The sequence below is a fragment of the Syntrophomonas sp. UBA1041 genome (genome assembly GCF_002316705.1).
Lineage (GTDB): Bacteria > Bacillota > Syntrophomonadia > Syntrophomonadales > Syntrophomonadaceae > DTU019.
Genome location: NZ_DCEA01000096.1, coordinates 4,135 through 4,667, shown reverse-complemented (window position 1 = coordinate 4,667; position 533 = coordinate 4,135). Strand labels below are relative to the sequence as shown.

The 533-nt window shown below is 55.0% G+C and carries 1 protein-coding gene; it reads right to left on the bottom strand.

Going from position 1 to position 533, the window contains the following annotated elements:
- Positions 1-97 precede the first annotated feature (97 nt).
- Positions 98-533 (bottom strand): adenine deaminase C-terminal domain-containing protein (locus B2633_RS14090; RefSeq protein ID WP_483171372.1); only part of this gene is annotated, 436 nt, incomplete at its 5' end.

The window sequence follows — 533 nt, the reverse complement described above, 5'->3', positions numbered from 1 at the left end:
TGTCACCCGTATCCTGCTTTTGGCTTCATTCTTGCTGCCTCCCATTTAAGCAGGAAACGGCCCTTTGGCCTGTCGGCCGGCCAGTCTTGTTTCAGGGCTATTCTATGAGCGAGGGCAGCATTTTAAAGTTCAGACAATCCACCAGCCCCCGGTTGGTAAGCCGCAGTTCAGGCAATACCGGCAGGGATATCAAAGCCATGGTCATAAAAGGCGACACCAGATGACAGCCCAAATCCTTCCAGGCCTGGTCCAGCCCTTCAACGTTTTCCGCCACTTCTTCCAGGGTCCTGTCAGACATCAAACCGGCGATCGGCAGGGGCAGCAAGGCCATCACTTCACCGTTTTTGACAGCAATCATGCCGCCGCCAACTTCAGCCAGGGTATTTCCCGCCAGAGCCATATCTTCGTCATTGGTGCCAACGATCAACAGATTATGGCTGTCATGGGCGACGGTCGAAGCCACTGCCCCGGCCTCTAAGCCAAAACCTTTTACATAGCCCAAACCGTAAGTACCCGGCCCGCCATGCCTTTCC